Consider the following 26,040-nt stretch of genomic DNA (forward strand, 5'->3'; position numbering starts at 1 on the left):
CTGTTGACACCGACGGAGCGGTGCGGCACTCTTGAGTCTGTTCCACTCAAGTCAGCTGGAGGAATCAAAATGGCACGTGCGGTCGGCATCGACCTGGGCACCACTAACTCCGTCGTCAGCGTTCTGGAAGGCGGCGAGCCCACCGTCATCACCAACGCCGAGGGCGCCAGGACCACGCCGTCCGTCGTCGCCTTCGCCAAGAACGGCGAGGTCCTCGTCGGCGAGGTGGCCAAGCGCCAGGCGGTCACGAACGTGGACCGGACCATCCGCTCCGTCAAGCGCCACATGGGCACTGACTGGAAGATCAACCTGGATGGCAAGGACTTCAACCCGCAGCAGATGAGCGCCTTCATCCTGCAGAAGCTGAAGCGCGACGCCGAGGCGTACCTGGGCGAGAAGGTCACGGACGCGGTCATCACCGTCCCGGCCTACTTCAACGACTCCGAGCGCCAGGCGACGAAGGAGGCCGGCGAGATCGCGGGCCTGAACGTCCTGCGTATTGTCAACGAGCCGACTGCCGCCGCCCTGGCCTACGGCCTCGACAAGGACGACCAGACCATTCTCGTCTTCGACCTCGGTGGCGGCACCTTCGACGTGTCGCTCCTCGAGATCGGCGACGGCGTCGTCGAGGTCAAGGCGACCAACGGTGACAACCACCTCGGTGGCGACGACTGGGACCAGCGCGTCGTCGACTACCTGGTGAAGCAGTTCCAGAACGGCCACGGCGTCGACCTGTCCAAGGACAAGATGGCGCTCCAGCGCCTGCGCGAGGCCGCCGAGAAGGCGAAGATCGAGCTGTCCTCCTCCACGGAGACCTCGATCAACCTGCCCTACATCACGGCTTCCGCCGAGGGCCCGCTGCACCTGGACGAGAAGCTCACGCGCTCGCAGTTCCAGCAGCTCACCGCGGACCTGCTCGACCGCTGCAAGGCCCCGTTCCACAACGTCATCAAGGACGCGGGCATCAACCTGTCCGAGATCGACCACGTGGTCCTGGTCGGCGGCTCCACCCGCATGCCGGCCGTCGCCGAGCTCGTCAAGGAGCTCACCGGCGGTCAGGACGCCAACAAGGGCGTCAACCCGGACGAGGTCGTCGCCCTCGGCGCGACCCTCCAGGCGGGCGTTCTCAAGGGTGAGGTCAAGGACGTCCTGCTCCTCGACGTGACCCCGCTGTCTCTTGGTATCGAAACCAAGGGCGGCATCATGACCAAGCTCATCGAGCGCAACACCACGATCCCGACCAAGCGGTCCGAGATCTTCACGACGGCCGAGGACAACCAGCCGTCCGTGCAGATCCAGGTCTACCAGGGCGAGCGCGAGATCGCGGCGTACAACAAGAAGCTCGGCATGTTCGAGCTGACCGGCCTGCCGCCGGCCCCGCGTGGCGTCCCGCAGATCGAGGTCTCCTTCGACATCGACGCGAACGGCATCATGCACGTCACTGCCAAGGACCTGGGCACTGGCAAGGAGCAGAAGATGACCGTCACCGGCGGCTCTTCCCTCGCCAAGGACGAGGTCGACCGCATGCGCCAGGAGGCCGAGCAGTACGCGGACGAGGACTCCCGTCGCAAGGAGGCGGCCGAGTCCCGCAACCAGGGCGAGCAGCTCGTCTACCAGACGGAGAAGTTCGTCAAGGACAACGAGGACAAGGTCCCGGCCGACGTCAAGGACGAGGTCGAGGCCTCCATCGCCGAGCTGAAGGAAAAGCTCAAGGGCGAGGACGCCGCCGAGATCCGCACCGCGACCGAGAAGCTCGGCGCCGTCAGCCAGAAGCTCGGCCAGGCGATCTACGCCGACGCCGGTGCCCAGGCCGCCGGTGGCGCGCCGACCGGTGACGCCGGCCAGGCCGACGCCAACGACGACGTCGTCGACGCCGAGATCGTGGACGACGAGAAGCCGAAGGGCGGCGCTGCCTGATGTCGGAGGAGACCCCGGGCTTCGACGAGAAGCCCGAAGTCCCCGCCGACGCCGCGCCTGACGACGACGCCGCCGAGTCGAAGGCCGCAGCTTCCTCCAAGGAGGAGGCCGCGGCCCCGGCCGGGGACTCCGCAGCAGCACCGGATGTCGCTCTCCTGGCTCAGCTGGACCAGGCCCGTACCGCGCTCGGCGAGCGCACCGGGGACCTCCAGCGGCTCCAGGCGGAGTACCAGAACTACCGCCGCCGGGTGGAGCGGGACCGGATCGCCGTCAAGGAGATCGCGGTCGCGTCCCTCCTGACGGAACTCCTCCCGACCCTGGACGACATCGGCCGGGCGCGGGAACATGGCGAGCTGGTCGGCGGCTTCAAGTCGGTGGCCGAATCGCTGGAGACCGCCGCGGCGAAGATGGGCCTGCAGCAGTTCGGCAAGGAGGGCGAGCCCTTCGACCCGACGATCCACGAGGCCCTGATGCACTCGTACGCGCCGGACGTCACCGAGGACACCTGCGTGGCGATCCTGCAGCCGGGGTACCGCATCGGCGAGCGTACGATCCGTCCCGCGCGGGTCGCGGTGGCCGAGCCCCAGCCGGGCGCGGCGCCGAAGTCCGAGGCGGCGGAAGCCGCGTCGGACTCGTCGGACCCGTCGGGCAAGGACGCGGATGCCCCCGACAAGGGCTGAAGCTGCTGAGCCCTTCGCACGACGTGTAGGACAAGAAGAAGTGCGAGAGGAGGGACACCGGGGATGAGCACGAAGGACTTCGTCGAGAAGGACTACTACAAGGTCCTCGGTGTCCCGAAGGACGCCACCGAGGCCGAGATCAAGAAGGCGTACCGGAAGCTTGCCCGCGAGTTCCACCCGGACGCCAACAAGGGCGACGCCTCGGCCGAGGAGCGCTTCAAGGAGATCTCCGAGGCGAACGACATCCTCGGCGACGCCAAGAAGCGCAAGGAGTACGACGAGGCCCGCGCCCTGTTCGGCAACGGGGGCTTCCGCCCCGGTCCGGGCGGGGGCGGCGGCTCGTTCAACTTCGACCTCGGCGACCTCTTCGGAGGCCAGCAGCAGGGCGGCGCGGCCGGCGGTTTCGGCGGCGGCGGTCTGGGCGACGTCTTCGGCGGCCTCTTCAACCGCGGCGGCGCCGGCGCGGGTACGGGCACCCGTACCCAGCCGCGCCGCGGCCAGGACATCGAATCGGAGGTCACCCTCTCCTTCACGGAGGCGGTGGACGGGGCCACGGTCCCGCTCCGGATGTCCTCGCAGTCTCCCTGCAAGGCCTGTTCGGGCACCGGCGACAAGAACGGCACGCCCCGCGTGTGCCCGACCTGCGTCGGCACCGGCCAGGTCTCGCGCGGCAGCGGCGGCGGCTTCTCGCTGACCGACCCCTGCGCGGACTGCAAGGGCCGAGGCCTCATCGCCGAGACCCCCTGCGACATCTGCAAGGGCAGCGGGCGGGCCCGCAGTTCCCGGACCATGCAGGTCCGGATCCCGGCGGGGGTCTCCGACTCCCAGCGGATCCGGCTGCGCGGCAAGGGAGCTCCGGGCGAGCGCGGCGGCCCGGCCGGCGATCTGTACGTGGTCGTGCACGTGGACGCGCACCCGGTCTTCGGCCGCAAGGACGACAACCTCACGGTGACCGTTCCGGTGACCTTCGCGGAGGCGGCGCTGGGAGCCGACATCAAGGTCCCGACCTTGAACGGCCCCTCGGTGACGCTGAAGCTGCCCCCGGGCACCCCGGGCGGCCGCACGATGCGGGCCCGCGGCAAGGGAGCGGTCCGCAAGGACGGCACCCGCGGCGACCTGCTGGTGACGGTGGAGGTCGCGGTCCCGACCGAGCTGAACGACAAGGCCCGCGAGGCCATGGAGCTGTACCGCGAGGCGACGGAGTCCGAGGACCCGCGTTCCGCGTTGTTCGAGTCCGCGAAGGGAGCATGACATGGACGGCCGCCGTAGGAGCCACTACCAGCTCACCGATGAGACCCCGGTCTACGTGATCTCGGTGGCCGCCCAGCTCTCTGGCCTGCATCCGCAGACCCTGCGCCAGTACGACCGCCTCGGCCTGGTCTCCCCGGGCCGTACGGCCGGACGCGGCCGGCGCTACTCGGCCCGTGACATCGAGCTGCTCCGCACGGTGCAGGCGCTGTCCCAGGAAGAGGGCATCAACCTGGCGGGCATCAAGCGGATCATCGAGCTGGAGAACCAGGTCGCCGCGCTCCAGCAGCGCGTGGCCGAGCTCTCGACGGCCGTCGACGGCGCCGCCGCCGTCCTGCGGCAGCGCGAGGCCCAGGTGCACGCCTCGTACCGGCGCGACCTGGTCCCGTACCAGGCTCCGCAGCCGGGCAGTGCCCTGGTCGTCTGGCGGCCGGCGCCGAAGCGCCCGCTGGACTGAGCGGGCCCCTACCAGGACCCGTACGCCGGTAGGACGTCGGCAGGCACCACGTACGCGGGCCCCGCCCGGACCCTTCCGAAGGGCCTGGGCGGGGCCTCTGCGCGTGTCCGCCGACCGCATCCGGCCCGGCATCCGCCCACTTCGCGTCCGCGTCCGTCAGCGCGGCTCCGCCGGCCCCTCGGCGTCTCCGGGGCCCGAGTCGTGCAGGATGCCGGATTCGGCGATGAGGTAGCCCAGCTGGGCCCTGCTGCCGCTGCCCAGGGAGGTGGCCAGTTTGGCGATGTGCGCGCGGCAGGTGCGCACGTTCATGCCCAGCCGCCGGGCGATGGCCTCGTCGACGTGCCCCTCGATGAGGAGGTGGGCGATGGTGCGCTGCACTCCGGAGATCCCGTCCGGGCTGTGCGTGTACGTGACCTTGTCGTTCAGCGGTACGGCCCTGCGCCACAGCTGCTCGAAGACCTTGATGAGGTACTCGATCAGCCCGGGGTGCCGCAGTTCCAGGGCCACCCGCCGGTCGTGACTCGCGGGGATGAAGGCCACCGTCCGGTCGAAGATCATGAGACGCTCGATCAGCTCCTCCAGTGTGCGGATCTCCACCTTGCCCGTGGAGATCCTGTCCACGTAGGCGAGCGTGCCCTGGCTGTGCCGCACGGTGTGCTGGTAGAGCGTACGGATCTTCACCCCGCGGTCGATCATCGGCGAGGCGCGCTCGAGGGACTGGCTGAGACTGAACGTCGGCCGGGCGCCACCCGGCTGGACGGTCAGGGCCTCGGTGTGACACTCGGCGGTGGCCAGGTCGATGGCGGCGTTGATCTGGTCGAGTCCCTCCAGCACCGTGATGGCGTGGGTGTTGGCGGGGCTCTGGGCGCTGAGGGCGAGGAAGGGCTCGAAGGCGTCGGTGAGATCCACGGCGGTTCGCCTGCGGTCCTGGATCTCGCGCTCGATCGGGTGGAGCCGTTGGGCGAGTGCGATGGACGGGGGAACCGCGCGCAGTTGGTTCGCGTCGTCCGGGTCGGGGCGCAGCAGAGCGAATTCGAGCAGGCAGGGGGCGTTCTTGACTTCGCCGCGGGCGATGCGGCCGGCGCTCAGGGCCGCTGCGTAGAGCCGGGTTCCCTCGACGCACATCTCCGTGACGGGGTGGTGATGCGTCAGGTTTGTTGTACTTTGCGGCAAATCTCCACCCCCCAGGGTCCTGAACATGTAAGAACATGATGCATCGTCCCTGTGGCACTGACGTGCCTGAATGAGCCATCGTCTGTCAGTGCGGGGGAGAAGATTCCATCAAGTGAGGACGAAGCCGACCATGTATAAGAGAATGCTTCGCTCGGCGCTTGCCGTTGTTTTCTCCGTCGTCGCGATCTTTGGGGCAGTCGTCGCCGTCAACGGGGACACGGGAAGCACGGATACCAGTGCGAGTTCGCCCGTCGAGAAGAAGGCCGAGAACGACTTCGGCTGGGAAACCATCCCTGCGCGGGTTTCCTGATGACCCCCGACGACCACGGATTCCGCCGTGAGATGGCATCGGCCTACCGCTCCGGCTGGCAATTCATCGATCTCACCAGTGCCATCCCCTACGCCGGCGACTCGCTGAAGGTCACCCTCTTCGGCCAGCCGATCATCGTGGTGCGGGAAGAGGACGAGGACGTCCGCGCCTACCGCTGTCTGCGCCGTCCCCGAGGCGCTCCGCAGCCCGTCCGCTGCGAGATCCGGTACGGCATGGTCTTCGTCAATCTGGACCAGCGTGATCATCAACTTTTCGAGCCCGAATCCGCCGCCACCCCCCGCAGTGCCTGAAGCGATTCCCCTGTCGTCGCAGATCGCTCAGGCGCTACCCCCACACAGCGACGCCATCGTGGACCTGACCACGATGGCGTCGCTGTGATGTCCGTGTCCAGTGGTTGAACCGGACATCGTGGAACCGGACACGGCAGCCGCCGGTCGGGCCGCCGGCTACGCGCGCCCCATGGCCCGGTCCAGAGTGATCTCCACGACCACCCGGTCCGGGTTCGGCGAGGGCGTCCGCCCGTACCGCTCCGCGTAGCGCCGTACCGCCTCCGCGACCGAGGCCTCGTCCGTACGGACCACCGCGCGGCCCTCCAGGGTCGCCCAGCGCCGCCCCTCCAGCTGGCACACCGCCACCCGGGCCCCGCCCTGCGGGCCGCCCTGCGACGCCAGCACGTTGCGGACCTTCTTGCTGCCCTTGTTGGTGATCACCCGCGCCAGTCCGGCTTCCGGGTCGTAGGTCACGCCCACCGCGACCACGTGAGGGCTGCCGTCGGGCCGGAGCGTGGTCAGCGTGCAGAGGTGCCGCTCCCGCCAGAAGGCGAGGTACTCCGGCGTCGGGTTGAGTACGTCATGAGCGGTGCGGGCCGTGCCGGCCGGGCTGGGAGTCGACATGCGCGAAGGGTACGTCCCCCCACCTTGAGTGGAATAGACTCAACTTTGTGCAGGTTACTCATGTAAAGCACACGGAGTAGGGACACACGGAGTAGGGAAGGGAGAAGGCACACGTGGATGCCGAGCTGACCAACAGGAGCCGGGACGCGCTGAACGCGGCCACCACCAGGGCCGTCAAGGACGGGCACGCGGACCTGACGCCCGCACACCTGCTGCTGGCGCTGCTCGCCGGCGAGGACAACGAGAACATCACCGACCTGCTCGCCGCGACCGACGCCGACCAGGCCGCCGTACGCGCCGGAGCGGACCGGCTGCTCGCCGCCCTGCCCAGCGTCACGGGCTCCACGGTCGCGCCCCCGCAGCCCACCCGCGAGCTCCTCGCCGTACTGGCGGAGGCCGACGCGCAGGCCGGGAAGCTCGGCGACGAGTACCTCTCCACCGAACACCTGCTCATCGCCATCGCCGCCAAGGGCGGCGCGGCCGGTGAGCTCCTTTCCGCACAGGGCGCGACCGCCAAGAAGCTGCTCGCCGCCTTCGAGAACTCAAGAGGAGGGCGGCGGGTGACCACCCCCGACCCCGAGGGCCAGTACAAGGCCCTGGAGAAGTTCGGCACCGACTTCACGGCGGCCGCCCGCGAGGGCAAGCTCGACCCGGTCATCGGCCGCGACCACGAGATCCGCCGCGTCGTGCAGGTGCTCTCGCGCCGTACGAAGAACAACCCGGTGCTCATCGGCGAGCCCGGCGTCGGCAAGACCGCCGTCGTCGAGGGCCTGGCCCAGCGCATCGTCAAGGGCGACGTCCCCGAGTCCCTGAAGAACAAGCGGCTGGTCTCCCTGGACCTCGGCGCGATGGTGGCCGGTGCCAAGTACCGCGGCGAGTTCGAGGAGCGGCTCAAGACCGTCCTTGCGGAGATCAAGTCCAGCGACGGCCAGATCATCACCTTCATCGACGAGCTGCACACGGTCGTCGGCGCGGGCGCCGGCGGGGACTCCTCCATGGACGCGGGCAACATGCTCAAGCCCATGCTGGCCCGCGGTGAGCTGCGCATGGTCGGCGCGACCACCCTCGACGAGTACCGCGAGCGGATCGAGAAGGACCCTGCGCTGGAGCGGCGCTTCCAGCAGGTGCTGGTGGCGGAGCCGAGCGTCGAGGACACCATCGCGATCCTGCGCGGGCTCAAGGGCCGCTACGAGGCCCACCACAAGGTCGTCATCAACGACAGCGCCCTCGTGGCCGCGGCCACCCTCTCCGACCGCTACATCACCTCCCGGTTCCTCCCCGACAAGGCCATCGACCTCGTCGACGAGTCCATGTCCCGGCTGCGCATGGAGATCGATTCCTCCCCGCTGGAGATCGACGAGCTCCAGCGCTCGGTCGACCGCCTGCGCATGGAGGAGCTGGCCCTGAACAACGAGTCCGACCCGGCCTCGCGCGAACGCCTGGAGAAGATCCGCAAGGACCTCGCGGACAAGGAGGAGGACCTGCGGGGCCTCACCGCCCGCTGGGAGAAGGAGAAGCAGTCCCTCAACCGGGTCGGCGAGCTCAAGGAGCGCCTGGACGACCTGCGCGGCCAGGCCGAGCGCGCCCAGCGCGACGGGGACTTCGACACCGCCTCCAAGCTCCTCTACGGAGAGATCCCGGCCCTGGAGCACGAGCTCGCGGAGGCCACCGAGGCCGAGGCCGAAGTCTCGAAGGACACCATGGTCAAGGACGAGGTCGGCCCGGACGACATCGCGGACGTGGTCGGCGCCTGGACGGGCATCCCGGCCGGCCGCCTGCTGGAGGGCGAGACCCAGAAGCTGCTCCGCATGGAGGACGAGCTGGGCCGGCGCCTGATCGGCCAGGGCGAGGCCGTGCGCGCCGTCTCCGACGCCGTGCGCCGCACCCGCGCGGGCATCGCGGACCCGGACCGGCCGACCGGCTCGTTCCTCTTCCTCGGCCCGACGGGCGTGGGCAAGACGGAGCTGGCCAAGGCCCTCGCGGACTTCCTCTTCGACGACGAGCGGGCCATGATCCGCATCGACATGTCGGAGTACGGCGAAAAGCACAGCGTGGCCCGTCTCGTCGGCGCCCCGCCCGGCTACGTGGGCTACGAGGAGGGCGGCCAGCTGACGGAGGCCGTCCGCCGCCGCCCGTACTCCGTCGTCCTCCTGGACGAGGTCGAGAAGGCCCACCCCGAGGTCTTCGACGTCCTGCTCCAGGTCCTCGACGACGGCCGCCTCACGGACGGCCAGGGCCGCACGGTGGACTTCCGCAACACCATCCTGATCCTGACCTCGAACCTGGGATCGCAGTTCCTCATGGATCCGTCCACAGCTGTGGACGAGAAGAAGGCCCGGGTCCTGGACGTGGTGCGGGCCACCTTCAAGCCGGAGTTCCTCAACCGCCTCGACGACCTGGTGGTCTTCTCCGCCCTGAGCGGGGCCGAGCTGGCCCACATCGCCGAGCTCCAGATCGGCCGCCTGGCCAAGCGCCTGGCCGACCGGCGCCTGGGCCTCGACGTCACCCCCGAGGCCCTGGCCTGGCTGGCGGAGAAGGGCAACGACCCGGCGTACGGCGCCCGCCCCCTGCGCCGCCTGATCCAGACGGCCATCGGCGACCGCCTGGCCAAGGAGATCCTCGCGGGCGAGATCCGCGACGGCGACACCGTCCGCGTCGCCGTGGCGGGCGACGACCTGCTGGTGGGCAAGGCGCTGTAGGGCAGCCCGCCCCGGATCACACGTCGCCGGCCTCGAACCGGACCGGGACCGCACCCGCGGTCCCCGTCCGTCCACCCGACCGGTGCCGCTGAGCGGGGCGAAGTCCCCTACCCGCCCTTCCGCCGTTCCCCGGGCTGCGCCCGGACCCCTCCCCGGGCTCCGCCCCGGACCCCGCGCCTCAAACGCCGGCGAGGCTGGAATGGCGCTCCGCGCCATCCATCCCGCACCGGTCAAATCCAGCCCCTCCGGCGTTCGAGGAGCGGGGGTCCGGGCGAAGCCCGGGGAACGGGCGAAGGGCGGGTAGGGGACTCCGCCCCGCGCAGCGGCCCACCGCAGCCCGCTCGTGCCGGGCCGGGGCCCACCCCCGACCGTCGCGGCCCCGGACCCCTCAGGGCCCGCCCAGGCTGCGCAAACTCCCTTGAATGGCCATCCATCCCCCTTATGGGCGCCCTACGCCTGTCCGCCCGGAGCGGATCGTAGCTCCCGGGGTGGACACGGGGTGGGCGCGATGGGGGAGGATGGCCGCATCCGCACGAAGGGAAGTCACACGGTGAGCATCGACCCGGCCTCGATTCCGAACTTCGGAGGGCAGCAGCCCGATCCGCAGGCCACAGGACCGGCGGGCCCCGTCGTCCCCGACCAGGAACTGGTCAAGCAGCTCCTGGAGCAGATGGAGCTCAAGTACGTCGTCGACGACGAGGGTGACCTCGCGGCGCCGTGGGAGGACTTCCGCACGTACTTCATGTTCCGCGGCGAGGACGAGCAGCAGGTCTTCTCCGTGCGGACCTTCTACGACCGCCCGCACGCGATCGAGGAGAAGGCGCAGCTCCTGGAGTCCATCGACGACTGGAACCGCCGCACGCTGTGGCCCAAGGTCTACAGCCACACCCACGACGACGGCTCCGTCCGCCTGATCGGCGAGGCGCAGATGCTGATCGGCACCGGCGTGAACCTGGAGCACTTCGTGTCCTCCACGGTCAGCTGGGTCCGCGCGTCGATCGAATTCGACAAGTGGCTCGTCGAGCAGTTCGGCCTGGAGAAGGAAGTCGACTCCGCCGACGAGAAGCCCGACGAGGGCGACGCCGACGGCGAGGGCGGCAAGACCGAGACCAACTAGGTCCCGGTCCGACCCCTCACGGCGCCACCCCGGACGCGAGCAGCAGGTACGGCCCGTATCCGTACGAGAGCCCGGCCAGCACCCCGGTCACCACGACCGCGGTGCGCGGCCGGGCTTTCACCATGAGGGCCGCCGCCGGCAGCAGCAGCGTGAACGCGGGCAGCAGGAAGCGCGGCTTCGATTCGAAGAAGCCCGCGCCGCCGTAGGTCATGACCAGCAGCACGCCCGTGTACACGAGCAGCGGCAGCGGGATCCGGCGGTCGGCCGCCAGCAGCCCGGCGAGCACCAGCGCGGCCGTCAGTAGGACCACCGTCACCGTAGTGGCGAGCTCCACCCGACCGATGCCGGACACCGCGTGCCGGGCGGAGGCCAGCGCCCCCGCGCCGAAGTCGAAGCGCGAGCCCCAGCCGCTCTGGACGGCGAAGTAGCCGCCGAGCGGATCCCCCCGGCGCACGCCGACGAGCAGGACGTACGAGGCCCAGCCCGCGGGAGCGGCCAGCCCGGCGGCCCACACCGCCGCGGGTGCGCGGCCCCGCCGCCGCCAGATCTCGTACGCGGCGGCGGCCATCACGGCGGCGGCGACCGCGATCCCGGTGGGCCGGGTCAGCCCCGCGAGCACGGCGAGCCCCGCCGCCCAGCCCCAGCGGCCGCGCAGCAGGGCGTACAGGGCCCAGGCGGCGAAGGCGGCCAGCAGCGCCTCGGTGTAGGCGAGGGTCAGCATGAGGGCGTGCGGCACCGCGGCCCACAGCGCGACGAGCAGCAGCCCGGCTCGGGCCCCCAGCAGGTGCGCCCCGACCCGGTACACCCCGACGGCCGCCGCGCCCGCGGCGATCCAGGCGACGGCGAGCGCGGCGACGGTCAGCGAGCCGGGCAGCACGGCGGAGGCGCAGCGGATCAGGACGGGGTAGAGCGGGAAGAACGCGGAGTCGCTCTGCACGGACCCGATGCCGGGATAGATCTGGGTCCGCCCGTAGCCGTGCTCGGCGATCCGCAGGTACCAGACGGAGTCCCAGGACTCCCCGAGCACCCGGACGGGGCTGCGCCCGCTCCACCAGGCCGCCACGGCGACCGCGAGCACCCCGCCCCCGCGCAGGGCCGCGTACACCCCGAGCGCGAGGACGGCGCCCGGGATCCGGCCGGTCAGGCGGGCGCGACCGGCCCGGCCGGTGCGGCCGGTGCGTCGCCCTGGCCGTGCGCCGTTCGACAGCGTTTCCGTCGCCATGGGTCCCGACTTCCTGGGGGCTCGCGGCCGGAGTCGCCACGCATGGGGAAACCCTACGACGACAAGACCGCCGAGCCCCCGGGATCGGCCTCTCAGAGCCGCCGAAGCCGCTCCACCGCCTCCTCCAGGACGTCGGTGCGCTTGCAGAAGGCCCAGCGGACGTGGCTGGCGCCGGCGGCCTTGTCGTCGTAGAACACCTGGTTCGGGATGGCCACCACCCCGCAGCGCTCCGGCAGGGCCCGGCAGAAGGCGAGGCCGTCGTGTTCGCCGAGCGGGGTGATGTCGGTGGTGACGAAGTAGGTGCCCTGCGGGCGGAAGACCTCGAAGCCGGCCGCCGCGAGGCCGTCGGAGAGGAGGTCGCGCTTGGCGGCCAGGTCCGCGCGGAAGGAGTCGTAGTACGCGTCGGGGAGGGCGAGGGCCTCGGCGATCGCGTACTGGAACGGGCCCGAGGACACGTACGTCAGGAACTGCTTCGCCGAGCGGACCGCCGTGACCAGCTGGGGCGTCCCCGTCACCCAGCCGACTCCTTGTTCGTACGCCTATTCGCGTGCCGCGCGGCAAGCCCGAGCCGGGGCGGCCGCAGAATCTGCCCGGACCGAGCTCACAGGCGTAGCACAGGGCTCCGTTGCGGGGCACTGTCCGTCGTATGCTGACCACACGCGGGAAGGAGCCGTCCATGAGCGTCGACGCGATCGTGCACACCGAGTTCCCCAAGGGGTACACGGTTCTGTTCGGGGCCGACGGAAAGGTGATCATGACCCCGCAGAGCGAAGAGTATTCCAGCACCATCCGATCGATGCAGATCGACTCCGCTCTCGCCCTCGGCCGTCACGCGAAGGTCACCTCCGACGTCTACATCGACTTCCCCGCCGACGAGAACTCCGCCCCCGATCTGGCGATCCTTCGCGAGGATGCCCGCCGGGAGGGCAAGCGCTACAGCTTCGAAGACGTCCTGCTGATCTCGGAGGTCGTCTCGACCTCCTCCGCACGCAAGGACTACGACGACTGCACCGCGAAGTACGGCCGCTACGGCATTCCGATCTACCTGGTGGTGGACCCCTACGCCCAGGAAGTCGTCCTCCACACCCAGCCGACCGACACCGGTTACATCGCGGCACACACGCATAAGTACGGCACGGGCAAGCTCCCCATCCCCCTGGCCGACGGCCGCACCTTCACCCTCGACCTCGACGAACTTCCGCGTCCGGAGCCCGAGGCGAACGCCGGCTGATTCTCGGCCGAGTTCCTGGCCGCGATCCGGCGGTGGCTTGTCATCGCAAGGACTGCTGCGAACAGGTGGGACGAGTCGCATGCGGATGAGGTTCGAACCCGAGGCCGAGGAGGAGTTCGAGGCCGCGCGTGGGCTGCTGGTCGACCGCGTGGCCCCAGAACGTCACCGAGCTTCCCGGGGCGGAACGCTCCGACGCCCTGGACACGCTGCGCACGCTGCTGCGCTATCTGCACACCGCCCGGTTGGCGGACCCACTCGGCCCCTCACTCCAGGATTCCCTCGCCGCGGTCGACAGGGTCGCGGAGCAGCATCCGGCCGTGATGACGGACCGTACTCGCTGGGGTTTGGCGAAGTTCTGGGCGATGACGGCCGCCGAGCAGGGCGTGGAGGTCCTGGACGGGGCGGCGTTGCAGCACTTTGCGGGCCGGGCACGTCGAGGAGAAGCCGCCTACGACGGGCAGGCTCTCGACGCAATCATGGAACGGCGGGTGACCGGCCGCGCGCTGTGCGGCTCGGCCCGCGCCGAGCCGCAACTGCCCGTCGCACTGCCCCAGGACGACGAACTGCGCCAACCGGCCGAGGCGTCGACGACGGTGGCGCAGTTGCGCGGACTCACCGAGTGGGCGGGACGGGACGCCACCCCGTGACGGCGACGGGACGGCTGCGGATGTCAGACACCCGCGAGTTGACGGATCTGCTCGGTACCGGAGACAAGACTGGATGTGCGCGGGTCGCACTTGACCGCTTCCCGCACGCCGCAGTACCAAGCTCTACCCCTCTACCCCTCTACCCCTCTACCCCTCTACCCCTCTGCGCCGAAAGGCGAGCCTCCCGACGGGCGCTGTCGAGCAGGACGCTGCCGTCAGGCATAGCCAGGTCTCGTGGGCGCGGCGATTGCTGCCCGAGGGCTTCTCCTGCACCTGGCTTTCGATGACAAGCAACGGAGCCGTGCATGCCCGCCCTTGAATCCCGCGGCTTCACTCGCGAGGAGTGGCTGGGGTACCTCAACCCGAGGCCATCGCGCCGTGCGCACAAAGAGCGCAAGCAATTTCGAGTTGGGTGACAGCCTTCATTTAACAACGGAGAGTCACAGTCAACTCGATGACTGTGACTCTCCGAATGCCGGCTGAACGGTTGCGCAATTAGTGCCCTTGGGGCACTAAATGATTCTTAGGCCATGCCGAGGATCTGGGCGATCATGTAGACGATCTGCCCAACGGTGTATCCCGCGTTCGACCACTTCAGGATCGTGACCTTGTTGGCCCACACCCACTTGGCAAACTTGGAGCCGTACTTGCTGCCGGCCTTGATGATTTCCCATGCCAGCTTAAGCCAACCCATTTTCCTATACCTCCAAAATTATATGACGCTTCTACGCTGCCCGAGGCGGGTGCATTGTCGTCAGAATCAGTCACGAACGTGGAATCCCTGACTGGGAGTTGGAAGCTAACACCGAGATGATCACCCGATCCATTAAGGGCGAAATTGTCCTGCACCTCTTGCCATCGGTTCATGGGGGCTGGTAAGGGCAGCGGGCACATCTAGTCGAAGGGGAGCAAAACGTCCGCTATAGATCCGAAACGCTTGTGATTCTGGGTAGTTGGGCTGGGTGTGAGTGATCTGGTGGGGGATGCGCGGCATCTGTCGCCGTCGGCGCAGGAGGTTCTGCGGTTGCGGGCGGTGGCCGCGTTGGCGGCAGGGCGGGGCCGAGACGCACCGCTCTCGCGGCCGAAGGGCCGTCCGGCGGTGGTCCATTAGGTGCTGGGCGAGGCCAAGCAGGCCGCCGTGCGCCAGGCTGTACTCGACTACCGGCCGTGCGAAGTGGGCCTGGTAGGGCAGTTGTGGACGCGGAGCCTAGTCGGTGGCCTGATCGCGAAGCTGCACCTGGGGCGCACCCCCATCGTGCGGCGCACGGGCAACCGGTTCTCGATGAACGCAATGTCCGCGATCAGCACCACGGGCCGGATGCACTTCATGGTCTTCACCGAGACCTTCGACGCCACCTTGATGTGCCGCTTCCTGGAGCGGCTGGTCGGGCACTTCGACCACAAGGTCCACCCCGTGGTCGACGGGCACTCCGCCCACCGCTCGAAGACGGTCCGCGCACCTGGCTCGCCGCCCATCCCGACGCCATCGAGCTGCACTTCCTGCCCCCGTACTCGCCGGAGCTGAGCCCCGACGAGCTGGTCAACGCTGACCTCAAGCGCAGCCTGCCCAAAGGCCACCGAGTCGGGAGCCAGGCCGAACTCGCCGCCGAGACCCGCCGGTTCTTCCGCAGACGCCGGCGTCAGCCCCACATCGTCCGCGGCTCCTTCCACGGCCGCCACGTCCGCTACACCCTGGGTCACCCGAGTGGCCGGTTCGCCGTCCGGGGCGGTTTTCGCCAGGCAGGTGCGTGCCTGCATTGCGTTCTGCCCCAGACCCCTACCGACCGTCACGTGACGGCACGTCACGGATATATCCGGCAAGCCCGAATTGCGCAATGCCCCTGGATCTACGGCCCAGCCCATTGGCCCGTCTTCCGGTACGCTGCCCAGGCATCTATTCCAATCGCCGCCGAAAGACTCGCGACCGGACGGATCCCACCGGGGGGTGGACCGATCGGTCGCGGTGCTGTTGAAACAAGAATCGGTCGGTCAGCGGGTCGCCGCACTCTGGCGCTCCTGACTGGCGAAGATGCTGTTTGTTCGAGTCGGGTGCCTAGACCACACCCGACCAATTATGCCGTGATCATTTGGGGATCGCGGCTTTAGTGGGACCTAATAATCGCACGGGGGAAATGTACGTGAATACAGTCATGCTGTATACCTTTGTGGTCGCCGCCTCAACCGGCAGCATTACAGAAACCGCCAGGAGACTTAAGTACGGCAAGTCCACTGTGGTGTACCACATTCGAGAGGTGGAGAAGGTCTGCCGGCTGGAGCTTTTCGAGCGAGAGGTGCGAGGATTCCGCCTCACCGGCGCAGGCCGGAAAGCACTCGAAATCTCGGAACAGTTGCTGCGGATGACCGCCGAGCTCAAGTCGTTGCCGTTGGGGGACTCTCAAGGGACGACCAAACGACGGCCGCATGATGCGAATGTCAATGGCGGCAGCTCGGCAAGGAACGTTCGTCAATTCAGCTGATAATTTGACGCCCGGACGGTAGAGGGAAAACGTTCAGCCGGTATTCGGAGATCAAGGCAGAGATCCAGTATTCTGGCCCTGCGTGAGGCATTGAGGTGTCAAATCACCCTCGATGGCCTTCATTTTCGCAACGGAGAGTCACAATCAATTCGATGACTGTGACTCTCCGTTGACCGGCTGAACGGTTGCATGCCGTCGCTCAATCAAGCTCGAACGGAGGCTTTGATGTTCCAAAATCCTGCCCTTCTCGCGGTGACCGCGGCGGTCCTGGCGGTGCTGGGCTTGCACCTGATCATGGCGCGTAGAGGCCCGGTCTGGCTGGGCGCCGTGGTGCCCTGCCTGTGGACCGTTGTCGTCGTGGTGCTGATCATGCAGGGCCGGCTTGAGCTGGGTCGGCACTACCTGGTGTCGGCGGCGGCCCTGGTGATGTTGCTCTGGATGTGGGTAAGTGCACGACAGGCCAGAAGGAAGGCCGAGACAGGCGGGTCCCAGGGCTCGACGCGTCGGACGTCATGAGCCCGCGGACGCCAGCTGAGTCTGAAAAGGACACCTTGGCTGCCGTGGGACCGGATGCCGCCGCGCGGCAACTGGACAAGCGGTCTGTGCTCTTCTGGCAGGTAGAAAACGCGGTCGGCATGGTCATCGTGATCGTCCTCGCCGCCATCCTGTCCCAATTTTCACCGCTTCCACCAGAGTGGCGCAGATGGATCTACTTCCTGGCGGCGGCAGCTCTGGCCTTCGCGTTGCTCGACGCCCTCGTGTTGATTCCGCTCCGTTACCGGTACTCCCGGTACACGCTGACAGTTGATTGCGTCATCGTCGAGCGGGGCCGCCTGTGGAAGCGACGCCAGGTATATCCGCTGTCTCGCATCCTGTATTGCGAGACCCGTCAAGGTCCAATTCTGCGATGGTTCAATCTGTTCACCGTCAGGACGGCAACGATCGTCGAGTCACGGTCCATCGGGCCGCTGTCACAGGCCGAGGCCAATCGGTTCGAGCAGATCATCCGCGAGCACTCCCCATGACGGGGACACTCCACAAGCACCGCAACAGTCCGGCCATGTTCGCGATCCGTGTGGCTGAGCACGCGACCACGATCGTCCCCACTGCCATCGCGTGGTTGTCGATCCGGACCAGGTGGCCGGACGTGTTCGGAATCCCGGTGGACACGGTCTACGGGCTGGTAGTCGGCATCACCGTGCTCAGTCTGGGAGTGGACTGGTGGACAACCAGGTTCTCCGTGGATAGCGGCGGGATCAGCTACGACAGGGGTTTCTGGGTGCGGCGTTCCACCTCGCTCGCCTGGTCGGAGGTGGTCTCCGTCCAAGTCTCCCGATCGGCGGTGGCGCGACTTCTGGGCTGTTCGCGAGTGTTGATCGGCATCGGCACGGAGTCGAAGGCCAACTTGGCGATCGAGGCGGTCCCGCAGGCCGTCGCTGCCGAGATCGAGGACCACTTCGAAGCCGGCCGGGTTCGTCCGTCCCGCGACACGCCGGTACCCGGTACTCGTAGTCGTGTGGTCGACACGGTTGCCGAGGACCGGAGCGGATCCGCGGAGGCCGAGTGCGCATCAGCCCTGGCGAGTCGGGTCGGGTCCCACCCGACGGACTCGGGCGACCTGATCTATCGGATCCGCATACGCGACTATCTCCTGATCTCGGTTACCTACGGGCAGTTCGTGCTGCTGTTTCCATTCCTGATGGGGCTCTACGAGAACGCCGCCGCACTCTTGCCGCTTTCCCCGGTCCTTCCGGCGATCCCGGACATACCGGGGCCGTTGTGGGTGCTGGTGGTGGCCGCCGTGGCCGTGTTCGGGTCGGTGGCGATGGCATTCGGGATGCTCGTCGCCTGGCTGCGTTACCGGTCGTTCGAAGTCCGCATCAGGGCCGGGGTATTCGCCATGTCCGGTGGCCTCATCTCCGCGGAGTCGCGGCAGATGCCCAGATCTCAGGTCGGCGGGGTCAGGATCCAGCGGAATCCTCTGATGTGTGTCACGGGGTACGCGCGGCTGGCCTTCGTGTCCCGGCAGTCCGGTGAACGGATCGGCGCGAACATCGTCTTCCCGGCGGCGCGCCTCGAACGCGTGCGAGACAGCATCCGGAGCCACTTTCCGGCGTACGCCGCTGCGGCGGACCGGCCCCCCAAGGTGAGCCGCCCCCTCCGATGGGGCCTGATCGGGGTGGCTGCGGCAACGCTCGCCATGACCTCGTCGGCAGCGACCGCCATGTCCCCGGTCAGGGCGGTCGCCCTGATGGCCGCCGTGGCGATCATGCTGCTGGCCGCGGTCAACTACTGCTGGGCAACGGCGGCGCTCGACCCGGAGAACGCCGTGCTCCACTTTCGCCGGGGTTTCCTCTGGGTCACCCACTACGTCGTTCCGTGGGACTCGGTGTACTTCGCCGACTCCTACCAGCTACCCGTGACCGGCCGGCTATCGGTCGGGGCGGTGTGCCTGGGGGTGTACGACTCGCGAGCCGTCCGACTGTGGGTGCCGGTAAGCAGGCCGGCGCTGATGGACCAATTCATTGAAGCGACGACGAGCGGATCGACCGTTCACGGAAACGAGGAGAAGGCGTGATCGAAGTAGCCGGAGTCACCAAGAAGTACGGCGGGAAGCCGGTTGTCGACGACCTCTCCTTCACGGTACGGCCAGGGATCGTCACCGGGTTCCTGGGGCCCAATGGGTCCGGGAAGTCCACCACCATGCGCATGATCCTGGGACTGACGCGGCCCGACAGCGGGGCCATCCTCGTGGATGGCGTTCCCTTCGCGCAGCACCGCAATCCGATGGGTGCCCTCGGGGCGTTGATCGACGCCAAATCGGGGCATCCGGGTCGCTCCGCGTTCCGCCATCTGCAGGCCGTCGGGGCGACGGCGGGGATCGGCGCATCGCGGGTTCGCGAGGTGCTGGACATGGTCGGCCTCGGTGAGGTCGCGGACCGCCGCGTCGGTGGCTTCTCGCTGGGGATGACCCAACGCCTCGGCGTCGCAACAGCCCTGCTGGCGGACCCGTCGAGCCTGATGTTCGACGAACCCATCAATGGGCTGGACCCAGACGGCATCCTCTGGATGCGCAACCTGGTCAAGACGTTGGCGGCCGAAGGACGAGCGGTGCTGCTGAGCTCGCACCTGATGAACGAGATGGCCCTGACCGCGCACCATGTGGTCGTTATCGGTCAGGGGCGGCTGATCGCCGACGAAGCCGTTAGCTCATTGATCCACCGCAGCAAGTCCCAGGGTGTTCTTGTACGCACTCCACAGGACGAGGAACTCGGTCGGCTGGTGCGTTCCGCTGGCGGGAACATGTCGAGTGAGCCGGACGGGTCGTTCCGGGTGGACGGACTGACCGCGGTGGAACTGGGCGATCTGGCCGCGTCGCGCAGCATCAGATTGCACGAGCTGGTCCCCCTGCGGGCTTCGCTAGAGGAGGCGTACATAGAACTCACCGCCAACTCGGTGACGTTTCGCGGGCGCGACGTCAGCGCCCCCCAGCAATCCCGATCCGACGCGGCGGACGCCGTGAAGATGGAAATGAGATGAGCCGCACGATGACTACGGCAACAGATGTCGGTGCCCCTGCGCAGAGGCATGTTCCGCCGCCCCACCAGCTCTCCTTCGCCGGTCTTGTACGCGGTGAACTGATCAAACTGAGGACGGCGCGATCACTGGTCGTGTTGTTGATCCTGACGGTCATATGCACCGCCGGGATCAGTATCTCCGTAGCGATGACCACCAAGTCCGATGCCGCCCGGTCCGCGACCGACGCACTGCCGGACTTCATCACCACGTCCCTCCTGGGCATGCAGCTCTCCATATTCCTGGTGGCCGCCATGAGCGCGGTGGCAGGCGCGAGCGACTTCGGCAACGGCACGATCCGCGTCGTGTTCGCCGCCGCACCCCGGCGCACACCCGTACTGGCCGCCAAGCTCACCGTGGTCGCGGGTGCCGCTACCGTGCTGGTCGGCGCCACGCTCCTGTTGACGGCAGTGGCCAGCTGGCTGGCCCTCACGCCCGGTCCGCTGTGGACACCCTTCACGAACTCGACCAGTCTGCTGAGCCTGGCCGGTGCGGTGGTCGCCACGGCCGCCGTGAGCGTTTCGGCCGTCAGCCTCGGATGCCTGCTCCGCAGCTCCGCCGGAGCGATCTTCGCGATCCTGGGCTTGCTGATCGTGGTGACGATCGTCCTGATGGCGATCCCGGCCCAAGTGCTCCCGTCGGCGTTCTCCGACTACAGCTTCGGAGGAGCGGTGACGATCCTCCTGGGTACGGCCGACAACACCGGAAAATGGGTCGGCGCGGTGTTGGCTCTCCTGGGGTGGTCTGCCGTTTTCACCGCCTGGGCGGCTGCGTCCATGCGTCGGCGTGACGCATAAACGGTTCGAGGATATCTATCGTTGATGAGGGTCATTGAAAACGGCCATGGTTGCTCTTCGCTTCACTTCCTTGGATCTTGAAATATGTGGGGAGGATGGGGAGCGAGGAGCATATGTCAGGGCCCGCCGACCTTGGCGGTTTCTAGGGATCGTCGCAACACGTGGTTGGTTTGATCAGGTGGCGGTCAGTTTGTGCAGGCGCTCGGCTGGAGTTTCCCAGCCGAGCGTTTGCGTGGGCGGCCGTTGAGCTGGGCGGCGACGGCGTCGAGGTGTTCGCGGGTGTGGACCGTGAACCGCCCCGGCGCGCGCCAGGGGATCTACCACGCCCCGGGCGCGCACCGAAGGTGCGCTGGATCGCTGACCTGGCAAAACAGGATTCATTGGCACGCCCGGCAGCAGTCGGGATGATCTTGTGGGGCCTCGTGAATGCGCAGGTCGGTGGTTCAGACCCGACAGGGAGCTCTGTTACCTGGCCTGGGGTGCCCACGGAAGGCGAAGGGGTCAGGCCCCGACCGCGGCGGTCGTCGGCCGAGCATGCAGCGCCGACCGCAGAGCTGCCACATGGCTCGGACACCCCGGCGTCCAGCCACAGTGTGGCCAGCGGTGTGAGGGCGAGGGCGTCTGCGACGCTCAGAGCCAGCTTGGGGCAGGGGTGGGCTCGTCTGGAGTCGCTCCCTCCGCCCGCCCAGCGGGCGGCTCGTCCGCAACCGCCGGGACGGGGTGGGTGGGTTCTTCCTCCGAGTTCTTGTTCCCCTTGGGGAACGTTCCCGCCTTCCCGTCCTCCGCTTCGCCGGTTCCCGCCGGTGCGGGAAGTGGGGCCGCTCCGGTGGCCTGCGGGGTGTCGAAGACGTACGTCTCGGTGCGGACCTGGCCGCTGTCCTGGTCTCGGACCGTGCGGCGGACGTAGTAGCCGATCTCGACCAGCTCGTCGAGGGTCTTGGAAACGCCTCTGCGGCCGAGGCCGGGGTTCTTGTCGGCAAGGGTACGGACATCCTCACGGGCGCCGTCCGGCAGGGACAGTAGATAGGCGAGGAGGCCCCGGGGTGTGCAACCACCGCCGGGGTCACCTGCGTTTATGGGGTTATCGGCGGGCAGCGGCAGGGGCACTCACCATCGCCGAAGCCGCTCCACCGCCTCCTCCAGGACGTCGGTGCGCTTGCAGAAGGCCCAGCGGACGTGGCTGGCGCCGGCGGCCTTGTCGTCGTAGAACACCTGGTTCGGGATGGCGACCACCCCGCAGCGTTCCGGCAGGGCCCGGCAGAAGGCGAGGCCGTCGTGTTCGCCGAGCGGGGTGATGTCGGTGGTGACGAAGTAGGTGCCCTGCGGGCGGAAGACTTCGAAGCCGGCCGCCGCGAGGCCGTCGGAGAGGAGGTCCCGCTTGGCGGCCAGGTCCGCGCGGAAGGAGTCGTAGTACGCGTCGGGGAGGGCGAGGGCCTCGGCGATCGCGTACTGGAACGGGCCCGAGGACACGTACGTCAGGAACTGCTTCGCCGAGCGGACCGCCGTGACCAGCTCGGGCGTCCCCGTCACCCAGCCGACCTTCCAGCCCGTGAAGGAGAAGGTCTTGCCCGCGGAGGAGATGGTGACCGTGCGCTCGCGCATGCCCGGCAGGCCGGCCAGCGGGGTGTGCGCGCCCTCGAAGACCAGGTGCTCGTACACCTCGTCCGTGATGACCAGCAGATCGCGGGAGACGGCCAGCTCCGCGACCGCGGCCAGTTCGGCGGGGGTCAGGACGGTGCCCGTCGGATTGTGCGGGGTGTTCAGGAGCAGGAGGCGGGTGCGCGGGGTGACCGCCGCGCGCAGCGCGTCCACGTCGAGGCGGAAATCGGGGGCGCGCAGGGTCAGCGGCACCCGGACGGCCCCGGCCATCGCGATGCAGGCGGCGTAGGAGTCGTAGAACGGCTCCAGGGCGATGACCTCGTCGCCCGGCTCCAGCAGGGCCAGGAGGGAGGCGGCGATGGCCTCGGTGGCCCCGGCGGTGACGAGCACCTCGGTGTCGGGGTCGTAGGCCAGGCCGTAGAAGCGCTGCTGGTGGGCGGCGATCGCCGTACGCAGCTCCGGGACCCCGGGGCCCGGCGGGTACTGGTTGCCCCGGCCGTCGCGGATCGCGCGCGCGGCCGCCTCGGCGATCTCGGCGGGGCCGTCGGTGTCGGGGAAGCCCTGGCCGAGGTTGATCGATCCCGTGGCGGTGGCCAGGGCGGACATCTCCGCGAAGATCGTGGTGCCGAAGGCCGCCAGCTTGCGGTTGAGGAAGGGGCGGGCGGGGCGATTGGTGCGTTCGGGATCGCTCATGGGCGCCATCCTGCGGGGAAGCTCTGGACTTGCTCAAGTGTGCTTTGGGTCGCGTACGGCGCGGGCATCCCCCCAGCACGCGGGACGAAGGGGATCCCGCACCCCGGGGAACCGGGGGAGCAGAGAGGGGTCGGGGGATGATCCTCGGAATAGTGATCTTCGTGGCGGTGGTCGTGGTGATCGTCGTGGTGGCGGTCAAGGCCGGACGTGGCGGCGGGGGCCGCGGTGGCCGCGGTGGCCGCGGGGGCGGCAGTGCCGCCGGTGGCGGTGCGGGCTGGTGGGCCGGGAGCGGCTCCTCGGGCCACTCCTCCTCGTGCGGCTCCTCGTCGTCGAGCTGCGGCTCCTCCTCGTCCAGCTGCGGTTCGTCCTCGTCCTGCGGCGGCGGAGGATGCGGTTCCAGCTGACACGGGGCAGCATGGAGCCATGGGATCCATGGCTTCAGCCGTCGGAACACCTTCCTGCCGCGTCCCGCATACGTGAGGCGCCCGCCGGGCACAACTTCCGTCGGGCGTCTTCTTGTTCGGACGTCACGCCCGCGCATTACGGCGTACGGGCGGCATGTCGTTGAACACGTGAACTGGGTAGCCCCCGAGGGGATGTAAACCCCTGCAACTTGGGTAAAAACGCTGTGAGTGCCGTGCCTTTCATGATTCCCTCGGTTGAGTAGACCAGTCCTCGGACCTCCCTGGACTTCCTGTGGACCCGTGCCGGTGTCCCCCACCCGTTGACTACCGCTGGCGGGCCCCGGCCCATCTCCCTCGCGCGTTTGCGGAGCCGACTCATGCTCACGACCCTCCAGACCACCTATACCGACACGCGTGCCGCCGACCTCGCCTGGGCCCTGGGTCGGGAGCGGCTGCCCGCCCTGGCCGTACTGAACCTCGAACTGGGTGGCGCGAAAGTGGAGTTGCGCCTGCTCGGGGCCTCCCACCAGGTGCTCCTGGAGGAGGGCGACGTGCTCTGCTCCGAGACCGTCGCCTGTATGCCCGGCAGCAGCACCCCGCTTCCGCTCGGCGTGGCCAAGCGCGTCGGCGACTGGGAGTACGAGTTCGCCGCGCGGGTCGAGAACCTCTCGCGCGGCTCCTTCGCCGGGCGGGCGCAGGAACTGCTCGCGCTGGTCGCGGACCACCCGAACGGGCTCGCCGGCACCTTCCCCGGCAGCCCGCACGCCTTCACCGCCATGCTCGCGCAGCGCTACGAGGGCCAGGTGCGCTGGCGGACCTGGCACGCGTACCCGCAGGAAGGCCAGTTGGTGGCCACCCGCACCCGGGTCGGCGTACGGACGGCCGGAGCGGGTGGCGGCGCGGGCGCGGGCGCGTCGGCCGCCGCCCAGGTGGCCGCGGAGTCGCCGGTGCTGATCTAAGCCGTCTCCTTCGGATCCTGCCGGGCCCGTGCCGCCCGGGGGCGCGCGTCCGGCCGACCCGGGCGCGCGCGACCCCGGGGCCGCCGGCGCCGATCCGGGGGGCGCGGGGTCGCGGGGTCGCGGAGTTGCCGAGCGGTTACGCCAACTGCCCGAACCAGTGCGCCACTTACACCCATGTGGGTGACCGGATGCGAGCAGGCGGTGACGTACGGTTCGCTTCATGATCGACCGTTCCACCCCGCGCGGGGTGCTCCGCACCCGGTGGCGCCGCCTCCCGGCTCCGGAGCCGCGTGGTGTGGCCCGGGTCCCGGCCGCCCTGCCCGTACGGCCCAGGACCGGCCGACTCCTCGTCCTGGCCACCGTGTTCGTCTGCGCCGCCTGCGGGCTCGTATACGAACTGGAGCTGCTCGCCCTCGGCTCGTACCTCATCGGCGACTCCGTCACCCAGGCGTCGGTCGTGCTGTCCGTCATGGTCTTCGCCATGGGCGTCGGATCCCTGCTCGCCAAGGCCCTGCGCCGCCGCCCCGCCTTCGGCTTCGCCCTCGTGGAAGCGGGCCTCGCCCTGCTCGGCGGGCTCTCCGCCATGGCGCTGTACGCCAGTTTCGCCTGGCTGGGGGAGTCCCGGCCGGCGCTCGTCGCCTTCTCCTTCGCCATCGGCGTCCTCATCGGCGCCGAGATCCCGCTCCTGATGGTCCTCATCCAGCGCATCCGCAGACAGGACGCGGGCGGCGCCGTCGCCGACCTGTTCGCCGCCGACTACGTCGGCGCCCTCGTCGGCGGCCTCGCCTTCCCCTTCCTGCTGCTGCCCGTCCTCGGCCAGCTCACCGGCGCCATGTTCACCGGCACTGTCAACGTCATCGCCGGCGGCGGCCTCGTCCTGTGGCTGTTCCGCGGGGACCTGAGCCGCCGCGCCCGCTGGCTGCTCGTCGCCGTCAACGTCACCGTCCTCACCGTCCTGGGCTGCGCCACCGTCCTCGCCGACGACTTCGAACGCGTCGCCCGCCGCGCCGTCTACGGCGGCGAGGTCCGCGTCGCCGTCCAGACCGGAGTCCAGGAACTCGTCCTCACCGGACCCCCGACCGGCTCCCCGCGCTCCCTCGACCTCTTCCTCGACGGCCGCCTGCGGGTCAGCGGCTACGACGAGTACCGCTACCACGAGGCCCTCGTGCACCCCGCGATGACCGGCCCGCACACCCGCGTCCTGGTCCTCGGCGGCGGCGACGGCCTCGCCGCCCGCGAGGTGCTGCGCTACCGCGACGTCGCCTCCGTCACCGTCGTCGAGCTCGACCCCGGAGTCGTGCGGCTCGCCCGGACCGACCCGATGCTCTCCGCGCTGAACGGGCGGGCGTACGAAGACCCGCGCATCGGCGTCGTCACCGAGGACGCCTTCCGCTGGCTGCGCGCACCCGCCGCCCGGGCCCGCTTCGACGTCATCGTCTCCGACCTGCCCGACCCCGGGATCACCCCCAGCACGAAGCTGTACTCGCAGGAGTTCTACGGGCTGGCGGCGCGGGCCCTGCGCCCCGGCGGGCGGCTCGCCGTCCACGCGGGGCCGCCGGGCACCAGGCCCCGTACCTACTGGACCGTCGAGGCCACCCTGCGCGCGGCCGGCCTGCGCACCGCCCCCTACAGCGCGGGCGGCCGCCTCTCGGGCTTCGCCGCCGGCCCCGACCGGGCGCTCGGCGCGGACTCCGCGTCCGCCGCGAAGCTCCCGCAGGACTGGGGCTTCGTCCTGGCGGCCCGCGAGGGCGTGCCCCGGCTGCGGGTGGACCGGGAGACGCCCGCCCTGCGCTCCCTGTCCACGCAGTCCCTGGCCGACGCGGCGCGGGACACGGAGCGCACCCGGGTGACGGGCCTGCCGCCTTCGACGCTGCCGCATCCGCGGTACTCGTAGCCGGGCGCTCGCGGGCGCGGTGCTCG

At 69.2% G+C, this 26,040-nt stretch carries 27 protein-coding genes and 2 pseudogenes; 21 read left to right on the forward strand and 8 right to left on the reverse strand.

Annotated elements, in window-relative coordinates; genetic code table 11:
* Positions 1 to 69 precede the first annotated feature (69 nt).
* The 4 genes from dnaK (at position 70) to ACODT5_RS39340 (ending at position 4,302) form a co-directional block, all read left to right on the forward strand.
* Complete coding sequence (gene dnaK / locus ACODT5_RS39325) at positions 70 to 1,917, forward strand: molecular chaperone DnaK (protein WP_422523792.1); 1,848 nt, start codon at positions 70 to 72, stop codon at positions 1,915 to 1,917.
* Positions 1,917 to 2,597: a nucleotide exchange factor GrpE gene (gene grpE / locus ACODT5_RS39330; protein ID WP_422523793.1), complete on the forward strand. Its 681-nt coding sequence runs from the start codon at positions 1,917 to 1,919 to the stop codon at positions 2,595 to 2,597. Before dnaK ends, grpE begins: the two co-directional genes overlap by 1 nt.
* A 63-nt stretch (positions 2,598 to 2,660) precedes the next feature.
* Entirely contained in the window at positions 2,661 to 3,848 is a 1,188-nt protein-coding gene (gene dnaJ, locus ACODT5_RS39335; RefSeq protein WP_422523794.1) for a molecular chaperone DnaJ, read from the forward strand.
* Position 3,849: 1 nt separating this feature from the next.
* On the forward strand, positions 3,850 to 4,302 hold the full coding sequence (locus tag ACODT5_RS39340) for a heat shock protein transcriptional repressor HspR (RefSeq protein WP_388504742.1): 453 nt from the start codon (positions 3,850 to 3,852) through the stop codon (positions 4,300 to 4,302).
* A 156-nt stretch (positions 4,303 to 4,458) separates the two neighbouring features.
* Here the strand turns inward: ACODT5_RS39340 and ACODT5_RS39345 are convergent, their stop codons facing one another.
* The gene (locus tag ACODT5_RS39345; protein ID WP_422523795.1) at positions 4,459 to 5,502 is read right to left on the reverse strand and encodes a helix-turn-helix transcriptional regulator; all 1,044 of its coding nucleotides are present in this window, start codon (positions 5,500 to 5,502) and stop codon (positions 4,459 to 4,461) included.
* Between the two features lie 85 nt (positions 5,503 to 5,587).
* On the opposite strand from ACODT5_RS39345, the gene ACODT5_RS39350 reads away from it, so the two are divergent.
* Both ACODT5_RS39350 and ACODT5_RS39355 read left to right on the forward strand, forming a co-directional pair.
* Positions 5,588 to 5,785 (forward strand): hypothetical protein, encoded by a 198-nt coding sequence (locus ACODT5_RS39350; protein WP_422523796.1) that lies wholly within the window; start codon positions 5,588 to 5,590, stop codon positions 5,783 to 5,785.
* Positions 5,785 to 6,096, forward strand: a complete 312-nt coding sequence (locus tag ACODT5_RS39355) for a Rieske (2Fe-2S) protein (RefSeq protein WP_266906367.1) — start codon at positions 5,785 to 5,787, stop codon at positions 6,094 to 6,096. The genes ACODT5_RS39350 and ACODT5_RS39355 overlap by 1 nt, the downstream gene beginning before the upstream one ends.
* Before the next feature lie 156 nt (positions 6,097 to 6,252).
* Here ACODT5_RS39355 and ACODT5_RS39360 read toward each other — a convergent pair whose 3' ends face one another.
* Entirely contained in the window at positions 6,253 to 6,699 is a 447-nt protein-coding gene (locus ACODT5_RS39360) for a pyridoxamine 5'-phosphate oxidase family protein (RefSeq protein ID WP_422523797.1), read from the reverse strand.
* Positions 6,700 to 6,812: 113 nt separating this feature from the next.
* On the opposite strand from ACODT5_RS39360, the gene clpB reads away from it, so the two are divergent.
* Positions 6,813 to 9,398: an ATP-dependent chaperone ClpB gene (gene clpB, locus ACODT5_RS39365; RefSeq protein ID WP_422523798.1), complete on the forward strand. Its 2,586-nt coding sequence runs from the start codon at positions 6,813 to 6,815 to the stop codon at positions 9,396 to 9,398.
* Positions 9,399 to 9,948: 550 nt separating this feature from the next.
* Entirely contained in the window at positions 9,949 to 10,515 is a 567-nt protein-coding gene (locus ACODT5_RS39370; RefSeq protein WP_422523799.1) for a type III secretion system chaperone family protein, read from the forward strand.
* 16 nt (positions 10,516 to 10,531) lie between these two features.
* Here ACODT5_RS39370 and ACODT5_RS39375 read toward each other — a convergent pair whose 3' ends face one another.
* Both ACODT5_RS39375 and ACODT5_RS39380 read right to left on the reverse strand, forming a co-directional pair.
* A complete protein-coding gene (locus ACODT5_RS39375; RefSeq protein WP_422523800.1) occupies positions 10,532 to 11,737 on the reverse strand; it encodes a mannosyltransferase family protein in 1,206 nt (401 codons plus the stop codon).
* Between the two features lie 92 nt (positions 11,738 to 11,829).
* Positions 11,830 to 12,261 (reverse strand): annotated as a pseudogene (locus ACODT5_RS39380) (aminotransferase class I/II-fold pyridoxal phosphate-dependent enzyme); the annotation flags it as partial.
* Between the two features lie 152 nt (positions 12,262 to 12,413).
* Between ACODT5_RS39380 and ACODT5_RS39385 the strand changes: the two are divergent.
* Both ACODT5_RS39385 and ACODT5_RS39390 read left to right on the forward strand, forming a co-directional pair.
* Positions 12,414 to 12,968, forward strand: coding sequence for a Uma2 family endonuclease (locus ACODT5_RS39385; protein WP_422523801.1), 555 nt, complete (start codon positions 12,414 to 12,416; stop codon positions 12,966 to 12,968).
* A gap of 128 nt (positions 12,969 to 13,096) precedes the next feature.
* Positions 13,097 to 13,615 carry a hypothetical protein gene (locus ACODT5_RS39390; RefSeq protein ID WP_422523802.1) on the forward strand — a complete coding sequence of 173 codons (519 nt, stop codon included), beginning with the start codon at positions 13,097 to 13,099 and terminating at the stop codon, positions 13,613 to 13,615.
* Between the two features lie 523 nt (positions 13,616 to 14,138).
* Here ACODT5_RS39390 and ACODT5_RS39395 read toward each other — a convergent pair.
* Positions 14,139 to 14,309, reverse strand: a complete 171-nt coding sequence (locus tag ACODT5_RS39395; RefSeq protein WP_422523803.1) for an aureocin A53 family class IId bacteriocin — start codon at positions 14,307 to 14,309, stop codon at positions 14,139 to 14,141.
* 417 nt (positions 14,310 to 14,726) lie between these two features.
* On the opposite strand from ACODT5_RS39395, the gene ACODT5_RS39400 reads away from it, so the two are divergent.
* The 8 genes from ACODT5_RS39400 (at position 14,727) to ACODT5_RS39435 (ending at position 20,465) form a co-directional block, all read left to right on the forward strand.
* Entirely contained in the window at positions 14,727 to 15,140 is a 414-nt protein-coding gene (locus tag ACODT5_RS39400) for a transposase (RefSeq protein WP_422523804.1), read from the forward strand.
* Positions 15,116 to 15,721 carry a hypothetical protein gene (locus tag ACODT5_RS39405; RefSeq protein ID WP_422525167.1) on the forward strand — a complete coding sequence of 202 codons (606 nt, stop codon included), beginning with the start codon at positions 15,116 to 15,118 and terminating at the stop codon, positions 15,719 to 15,721. The genes ACODT5_RS39400 and ACODT5_RS39405 overlap by 25 nt, the downstream gene beginning before the upstream one ends.
* A 32-nt stretch (positions 15,722 to 15,753) precedes the next feature.
* Positions 15,754 to 16,092, forward strand: coding sequence for a LysR family transcriptional regulator (locus ACODT5_RS39410; protein ID WP_422523805.1), 339 nt, complete (start codon positions 15,754 to 15,756; stop codon positions 16,090 to 16,092).
* Between the two features lie 189 nt (positions 16,093 to 16,281).
* The gene (locus ACODT5_RS39415; RefSeq protein ID WP_422523806.1) at positions 16,282 to 16,608 is read left to right on the forward strand and encodes a hypothetical protein; all 327 of its coding nucleotides are present in this window, start codon (positions 16,282 to 16,284) and stop codon (positions 16,606 to 16,608) included.
* Between the two features lie 44 nt (positions 16,609 to 16,652).
* Positions 16,653 to 17,117 carry a PH domain-containing protein gene (locus tag ACODT5_RS39420; RefSeq protein WP_422523807.1) on the forward strand — a complete coding sequence of 155 codons (465 nt, stop codon included), beginning with the start codon at positions 16,653 to 16,655 and terminating at the stop codon, positions 17,115 to 17,117.
* Between the two features lie 35 nt (positions 17,118 to 17,152).
* The gene (locus ACODT5_RS39425; protein ID WP_422523808.1) at positions 17,153 to 18,670 is read left to right on the forward strand and encodes a PH domain-containing protein; all 1,518 of its coding nucleotides are present in this window, start codon (positions 17,153 to 17,155) and stop codon (positions 18,668 to 18,670) included.
* The gene (locus ACODT5_RS39430; RefSeq protein WP_422523809.1) at positions 18,667 to 19,632 is read left to right on the forward strand and encodes an ATP-binding cassette domain-containing protein; all 966 of its coding nucleotides are present in this window, start codon (positions 18,667 to 18,669) and stop codon (positions 19,630 to 19,632) included. The genes ACODT5_RS39425 and ACODT5_RS39430 overlap by 4 nt, the downstream gene beginning before the upstream one ends.
* Positions 19,633 to 19,817: 185 nt before the next feature.
* Entirely contained in the window at positions 19,818 to 20,465 is a 648-nt protein-coding gene (locus ACODT5_RS39435; RefSeq protein ID WP_422523810.1) for a hypothetical protein, read from the forward strand.
* A gap of 174 nt (positions 20,466 to 20,639) precedes the next feature.
* Here the strand turns inward: ACODT5_RS39435 and ACODT5_RS39440 are convergent.
* The 3 genes and pseudogenes from ACODT5_RS39440 to ACODT5_RS39450 all read right to left on the reverse strand — a co-directional run.
* A pseudogene (locus ACODT5_RS39440) lies at positions 20,640 to 20,755 on the reverse strand (IS30 family transposase); the annotation flags it as partial.
* A 340-nt stretch (positions 20,756 to 21,095) separates the two neighbouring features.
* Entirely contained in the window at positions 21,096 to 21,572 is a 477-nt protein-coding gene (locus ACODT5_RS39445; RefSeq protein WP_422523811.1) for a hypothetical protein, read from the reverse strand.
* Positions 21,573 to 22,766: a pyridoxal phosphate-dependent aminotransferase gene (locus ACODT5_RS39450; protein ID WP_422523812.1), complete on the reverse strand. Its 1,194-nt coding sequence runs from the start codon at positions 22,764 to 22,766 to the stop codon at positions 21,573 to 21,575.
* Between the two features lie 128 nt (positions 22,767 to 22,894).
* Between ACODT5_RS39450 and ACODT5_RS39455 the strand changes: the two genes are divergently transcribed.
* The 3 genes from ACODT5_RS39455 (at position 22,895) to ACODT5_RS39465 (ending at position 26,014) form a co-directional block, all read left to right on the forward strand.
* Entirely contained in the window at positions 22,895 to 23,161 is a 267-nt protein-coding gene (locus ACODT5_RS39455) for a hypothetical protein (RefSeq protein ID WP_422523813.1), read from the forward strand.
* A 377-nt stretch (positions 23,162 to 23,538) separates the two neighbouring features.
* Positions 23,539 to 24,120 (forward strand): DUF2617 family protein, encoded by a 582-nt coding sequence (locus ACODT5_RS39460; RefSeq protein WP_422523814.1) that lies wholly within the window; start codon positions 23,539 to 23,541, stop codon positions 24,118 to 24,120.
* 220 nt (positions 24,121 to 24,340) lie between these two features.
* Positions 24,341 to 26,014: a polyamine aminopropyltransferase gene (locus ACODT5_RS39465; protein WP_422523815.1), complete on the forward strand. Its 1,674-nt coding sequence runs from the start codon at positions 24,341 to 24,343 to the stop codon at positions 26,012 to 26,014.
* Positions 26,015 to 26,040: the final 26 nt, after the last annotated feature.

It is taken from the genome of Streptomyces tatrensis (genome assembly GCF_049310065.1).
Taxonomy (GTDB): Bacteria; Actinomycetota; Actinomycetes; order Streptomycetales; family Streptomycetaceae; genus Streptomyces.